Consider the following 5,424-nt stretch of genomic DNA (forward strand, 5'->3'; position numbering starts at 1 on the left):
TGGTGCTCGACCTGGTACTGTTCCTGGACCTGGCCCATCGCGCAGGTATGCACGGAATCCAGGAGTGGCTCTCGTTCTTCTTCAAGGCACCGATGGTCGCAGCGGGACTATACCCGGAACACGACATTTTTATTCAGCTCATGAAACTCAAGAACACCCTTCGCTGGATGCGCGGTGAGGACCTGATAACTCACCTGGGGCTGGAATATTACGACTAGCGGCCGACCTGCCTTTTTCTGGAGCTCTGGTGCCCGGATTTATTTTGATAGCAATCGGCGGCGCGATCGGCAGCGTGGGACGCTACTACGCCTCGCGGTTTATCATGCTACTCAGCGGCGGCGTATTTCCATTCGGCACCATGTTCGTCAACATCAGCGGCGCGATCGCGATCGGATTCCTGGCAGCTCTGTCGGCGCCGGAGAGTCGCTTCTTTGTAAGCCCGCAAGCGCGACTGTTCTTCATGACCGGAATCTGCGGCGGATATACGACTTTCTCGACTTTCAGCCTTGAAACGATGGCGCTGATCGGCGATGGGCAATGGGTAGCTGCCTCGCTGAATGCGGTCGGCTCGGTTCTGTTATGTCTGGCCGCAGTGTGGCTGGGGAGCGTGGCGGCGCAATTGATGGGCCGGAGTGTGTAACGATGCACGTTCCACGGGAAGCGGTCTTGCTGCGAATTTTCATTGGCGAAGATGATCGGACAAAGGGCCGTCCGCTGTACGAAGCCATCGTCCTGAAAGCGCGCGAAGCCGGTCTGGCGGGCGCGACGGTCCTACGCGGCCCGATGAGCTTTGGCAAGAGCAGCACGCTGCATACCGCCAAGGTGCTGCGGCTGAGCGAGGACTTGCCGATCGTAATCGAGATTGTCGATACTCAGGAAAAGATCGATGCATTCCTGCCGGTGCTCGACCCGATGATGGGCTCGGGACTGGTCACGCTCGAGCGCGTGCAGGTCCTGCAGTACGGCGACAGCAACGGAAAGAACTGACCGGCGGAGCCAGCCATGGAGAGAAAATACCTCAACCCACCCACTCTGCTTCAGCCGCGCGGTTACACGCATGTCGTGACCGTCGCGGGCGGCGGCAAGATGGTCTTCATCTCGGGACAAGTCGCGGTGGACAAGGACGGAAAGCTGGTCGGACCGGGCGATTTGAAGACCCAGATCCGGCAGGCCGCGAGCAATTTGAAGCTCGCGCTGGAGGCCGCCGGAGCGACCCCCGCCGATATCGTCAAGACCAATACCTACATCGTCAACTACAAGCAGGCCGACTATTCGGCGCTGCGCGAGGCGCGCGCGGAGCTGTTCCCATCAGGAGAGCCACCCGCGTCGACGCTGGTCGGAGTAACCTCGCTCGCCGTCGACGGTCTGATGGTCGAGATGGAAGCGATTGCCGTGGTGAAGTGAGACTTAAAGCTTCGCCCCAGGACAACGCGCGGGTGGAAGCCGAGCACTGATTCCGAATCACCTCCGGTTTTGGTGGTCATCGCGGCATAGAAGTCCTTTCCGAGTCTCCCTCACGGAGGCGGCGGACCGCGGGCCGCTTTCTCCCGGGAAACCATGGGGAATTTGACTCTGGCGCCCGCCTTTGATGACTTGGCCCGCATGGCCGGCTACGACGAGTCCACCTATGGCGAGCGTATCGCGGATGTTTACGACGAATTCTTTACCACCCCCACCAACGCCACGGACGCGGTCGCGTTTCTCGCTTCGGTCGCGGGAAGCCGGCGCGTGCTGGAACTTGGAATCGGTACGGGCAGAATAGCGCTGCCGCTGGCTGCTCAGGGCCTCAAGGTTTCGGGTATCGACTCGTCCGCGAAGATGGTCGAGAAACTTCGCGACAAGCCGGGCGGGGACGCAATTCCGGTCGCGCTTGGAAACTTTGTCGACGTCAAAGTCCCGGGACAGTTCTCACTGATCTACGTAGTATTCAGCACCTTCTTTGGTGGACTGTTCACCCAGGAAGACCAAATTCGATGTTTCGATCGCGTCGCACGTCATCTCACATACGACGGTGTGTTCGTGCTCGAAGCGTTTGTACCGGACGTCTCCCGCTTCGATCGCGGACAGCGAACCTCGACCATCTATCTCGATAGCGAAACCGCGGTAATCGACTCGGCCAAACACGATCCGGTCACGCAGCGGGTCCATGCCGCGCACATGATCGTGAGCGAGGAGGGAAACCGCCTTTATCCGGTTCAGCTCCGTTACGCCTGGCCATCGGAGCTGGATCTGATGGCACGGCTGGCCGGCATGAGGCTGCGCGAACGCTGGGGTGGATGGCGCCGAGAATCTTTCAGCGCGCTCAGCCCCCTGCACGTGAGCGTGTACGAAAAAGTCCGTGTCGCGACCGGGCCATCGACAAGGGCGAAACCCCGTTACCGGGTTAAGCGCTAAAGCCGCCGCGGCAAACGCGGGCGTGCTTGACAGGTATCGTCATGAACGCAATCGAAGAACGCTTTCGCAAACAAACTGTCAAGTCCGCGCAACTCGCGGAACGCGCGGAGCAGGTGATGCCGGGTGGTGACACGCGCACCACCACATACCATCGGCCGTACCCGCTCGCTATCGATCGCGGCGAAGGGCCGTTTCTGTTCGACGTCGATGGCAACCGCTATATCGACTTGCTCGGAAATTACACCAGCTTGGTCCATGGGCATGCCTACCCGCCGATCGCCGAGGCCGTTGCCCGCGTCGCGCGCAACGGCACGGCGTGGCCGGCGCGGTCGCGGGCCCAAATCGAATTGGCAGAGCTGTTGTGCGAAAGAATCCCCTCGGTGGAGAGCATTCGGTTCTGCAACTCCGGTACCGAGGCCGGCATGCTGGCAGCGCAGGTTGCCCGTCATCTGACCGGACGCAAGTTGTTAGTGATGGCGCGCTACGGATACCACGGATCGTACGATGATCTGGAATTGGGCCTGCTTGGCCACAACGGCGAGCGCACTCTGCTCGGCGAATTCGGGCACGCCGACACATTCGAACAGCTGTTGGCGCAACGCGGATCGGAGATCGCCGCGGTATTTCTCGAGCCGGTGCTCGGCTCGTCCGGGGTGGTTGCGCCGCCAGAAGGCTTTCTGCAGCGGGTCGCGGACGCCGCCCGACGGAGCGGTGCATTGTTCGTGCTCGACGAGGTCATCACCCTGCGCCTGTCGGAAGGCGGCGCGCAGAAACTCTTTAAGCTCAGGCCCGACCTAACCATGATGGGTAAGATCATCGGGGGCGGCACGCCGGTCGGCGCACTCGGTGGAAGAGCGGACATAATGGCATCGTTCGATCCGCGGGAGCGCCACTCGTTGCTTCATTCGGGAACCTTCAACGGCAACGTGCTCACCTGCTCTGCAGGACAGGTCTCGGTGCGCGAGCTGACTCAGGAGCGCATCGACAAGATGGAAGTTCAGGCCAAGCGTCTCGGCGAAGAATTCAAGCACCTGGCGCGGCAGTCTGAAGTTCCCTTCTCCGTCCGGCAATTCGGTTCGCTGATGAATATTTTTTTCACTAATGTCGCGCCGCCGGCGACGATCGTTCGCGAGGATCTTCGGACGATGGCGCAATTTCATCTCGCCGCGCTCAATCACGGACTCTTCATCGCACCGCGCGGTCTGATCGCCCTATCGACGGTTATCGGCGACCATCTTGTAGAAGAGATCTGCGAACGCGTTTCCCGGGCAATAACGGACGTCGCGCGCCAGATGGCCTAAGCGGCTCCGCAGCGTTTCCCGGCGACGTCATTAGTCTAGTGACGCGCACGCGTCGTGTGTTTTTGGCGCCCACGCAACCTTCCGCTTCCTACTTAGGGCTCTAAACCTGTAGCGCCGAGGACCCATTGACAACACACTTTGCAGAGGCCGAACTAAAGAGCTGCCTTTCTCTCAGCGGGCTTGCGTCTTTAACGCGCGGCGGGCCGGCGCATCAGGCGATCGAGCGGATTCGCGAAGCCCTCAAGCTCATTCCATACCTTGCGGACTAGCTTACGGCGCTTGAGATGATTCATAACTTCGAGCCGGATCCCGTCGGGATCGTTGAAAAACAGCGCGTAGTAGTCGGGCGAGTATTCCGGCCACAGGCGCGGCCCCTCCACTTTGATTCTCATCGCGCGTAGCTTGCGCGCGACCTGATCGACGGCGACCCGGTTGGCGACTCGCACAGACAAGTGGTGTAGCCCAGGCGCATACGAATCATGTTTAACTGCTCGATGGTGCGCTGGGCGAATGGAGACCTGGAACCTACGATTGTAGTAGTGGCAGTGCGGCTCGCCACCGATTGCTGCCGTTCCCTTCTTGAATCCCAGCGCCCTCATCACCCGATCGTAAAAGCGGCGCGAGCGCGCAAAATCGCTTACCGTCAGATAGACGTGGTCGATGCCGATAAGCTCGGCCGCGGAGTCCGGTTTTGGAGCGGAACCGCCACGCCGCATCATGCCGCCTTGAGCTCGGAGGTGCAGTGCGCGCACTTGCTAGCCCCGAGGGGAATCTTGCTCAAACAGTAGGGGCAGTCCTTATCCGCCGGCGCGGGCGGCGCCGGACTCACGAGGCGAGTCATCTGCCTCACCAGGATGAACATCGCGAACGCCACGATGACAAAATCGATAATCGTATTGATGAAGGATCCGTAGGCGATAATCGGCACGCCTGCCGTCCTGGCCGCGGCCAGCGACGGAAAGGTTTTCTCCGACAAGTTGAGATAGAGACTGGAGAAGTCGACTTTGCCGAGTAGGGATCCAATCGGCGGCATGATCACGTCATTGACCAGGGAGGTCGTGATCTTGCCGAACGCGGCACCCATGACAAAGCCGACCGCGAGGTCAACCACATTTCCCCGCATCGCAAATTCCTTGAAATCCGAAAACATCGACATGGTTCAGTGGCCTCCTTGCCAGTTATCGAGTTCATGTCACATAGCAATCGAATCCTCGTTGCGCGAGGGTTTCACGTCTCGCCACAGAGAGCACCGCTGTTAGAAAATTGTGCGTCGCGGCTACCTTTCACCTCTGTGTCTTGCCAGCTCAGCTCCGGACCCAGATGACGCTGCTACGGATGGAACTTGACCAGACCGCTTCGCGCGTCTTGATATGCGCTTCGCCCTGACTATGCGCCAATGCTTTGAGCTTCCCTTCGAGTTGCGCGTCGCGGCTCGTCGGGAGGTGCTGTTTCGCCTGCTGGACGCGACCTGGACGTCATCGCGTCGGTCGCTGCCATGTTGAGACTCCGCCTGGAGCGGGAGCCCTAGCCCCGGCCCGTTGCTCGCGCAGTGAGTGCCGTCAAAGCCTTTTCGCTCTGACGGCTGCTACGATACTGTATCGGTTGCGGTGCGATCACGGGCCATGCCTGGGGAAGGAGACTGGTCATGTCGAGCAATGGCAAATCCAAGACGATTCATGATCGCCTGGGCCATCCGGTAATCGATGCGGACGGGCACTATTTGGAATTT

Annotated in this window: 8 protein-coding genes; 6 read left to right on the forward strand and 2 right to left on the reverse strand. The window is 60.2% G+C overall.

Annotated features, from left to right (window positions below):
• The 6 genes from VGI36_09145 to VGI36_09170 form a co-directional block, all read left to right on the forward strand.
• Positions 1-218: inositol-3-phosphate synthase (locus VGI36_09145; protein HEY2485303.1), on the forward strand; the 218-nt coding region annotated here is incomplete at its 5' end.
• A 29-nt stretch (positions 219-247) separates the two neighbouring features.
• Entirely contained in the window at positions 248-640 is a 393-nt protein-coding gene (gene crcB / locus VGI36_09150; protein ID HEY2485304.1) for a fluoride efflux transporter CrcB, read from the forward strand.
• 2 nt (positions 641-642) lie between these two features.
• Entirely contained in the window at positions 643-987 is a 345-nt protein-coding gene (locus VGI36_09155; GenBank protein HEY2485305.1) for a DUF190 domain-containing protein, read from the forward strand.
• A gap of 15 nt (positions 988-1,002) precedes the next feature.
• On the forward strand, positions 1,003-1,404 hold the full coding sequence (locus VGI36_09160) for a RidA family protein (GenBank protein HEY2485306.1): 402 nt from the start codon (positions 1,003-1,005) through the stop codon (positions 1,402-1,404).
• A gap of 153 nt (positions 1,405-1,557) precedes the next feature.
• Entirely contained in the window at positions 1,558-2,394 is an 837-nt protein-coding gene (locus VGI36_09165; protein ID HEY2485307.1) for a class I SAM-dependent methyltransferase, read from the forward strand.
• A gap of 41 nt (positions 2,395-2,435) precedes the next feature.
• Positions 2,436-3,695 carry an aminotransferase class III-fold pyridoxal phosphate-dependent enzyme gene (locus VGI36_09170; protein HEY2485308.1) on the forward strand — a complete coding sequence of 420 codons (1,260 nt, stop codon included), beginning with the start codon at positions 2,436-2,438 and terminating at the stop codon, positions 3,693-3,695.
• A gap of 188 nt (positions 3,696-3,883) precedes the next feature.
• Here the strand turns inward: VGI36_09170 and VGI36_09175 are convergent, their stop codons facing one another.
• Together VGI36_09175 and mscL are read right to left on the reverse strand one after the other, a co-directional pair.
• Entirely contained in the window at positions 3,884-4,414 is a 531-nt protein-coding gene (locus tag VGI36_09175; GenBank protein HEY2485309.1) for a VOC family protein, read from the reverse strand.
• Entirely contained in the window at positions 4,411-4,851 is a 441-nt protein-coding gene (mscL, locus tag VGI36_09180; protein ID HEY2485310.1) for a large conductance mechanosensitive channel protein MscL, read from the reverse strand. The genes VGI36_09175 and mscL overlap by 4 nt, the downstream gene beginning before the upstream one ends.
• Between the last annotated feature and the right edge of the window lie 573 nt (positions 4,852-5,424).

The organism is Candidatus Binataceae bacterium (assembly GCA_036495685.1).
GTDB lineage: Bacteria > Desulfobacterota > Binatia > Binatales > Binataceae > JAFAHS01.